We start from the raw sequence: 612 nt of genomic DNA, 5'->3' as shown, positions 1-612 counted from the left end.
CAGCCGGCCGCACAAGCTGCCCTGGAAAGCCACGGACGAGGAGCGCGCCATCGTCTGCGTCCTGCGCCAGGCCACCGGCTTTCCGCTCGACGATCTGACCTTCATCGTCACGCATTTCCTGCCGCATCTCAACCGCGATGCCGTCTACCGCATCCTCAAGGCCGAGGGTCTGGGACGATTGCCCCCGGCGCAGCAGCGCCAGCGCAAGAGCGGCACGTTCAAGGACTATGATCTCGGCTTCGTGCACATCGACATCAAGCACCTGCCCAAGCTGCAGACCGCCGACGGGGAGCGCCGCAAGCGCTATTTGTATGTGGCCATCGACCGCTGCTCGCGCTGGGTGCACCTGGCCGTCAAGGACGATGAGCTGGCCACCAGCGCGGTCGCCTTCCTGAAAGAGGCGGTGCGCGCCTTCCCCTTCAAGGTCACGCACGTCCTGACGGATCGAGGATCCTGCTTCACGGCGGATGCTTTCGAGGACGCCTGCCGCCAGCTGAAGCTGGAGCACCGCAAGACCAAGCCCTACACGCCGCAGACCAATGGTCTCGTGGAGCGCTTCAACGGGCGGGTGCAGCGCGAGGTGCTGGGCATCACCATCTACAGCCATCGGGA

At 65.2% G+C, this 612-nt stretch carries 1 protein-coding gene; it reads left to right on the top strand.

Annotation, left to right across the window (positions count from 1 at the left end):
- Positions 1-612, top strand: a 612-nt coding sequence (locus FS320_RS44860) for a DDE-type integrase/transposase/recombinase (RefSeq protein ID WP_152718818.1), incomplete at both ends; no start/stop codon positions are given.

This window comes from Microvirga tunisiensis, assembly GCF_009296175.1.
In the GTDB taxonomy this organism is placed as follows: domain Bacteria; phylum Pseudomonadota; class Alphaproteobacteria; order Rhizobiales; family Beijerinckiaceae; genus Microvirga; species Microvirga tunisiensis.
Note: the sequence above shows the minus strand (reverse complement) of the source record. Positions and strands in the feature narration are given on the sequence as shown.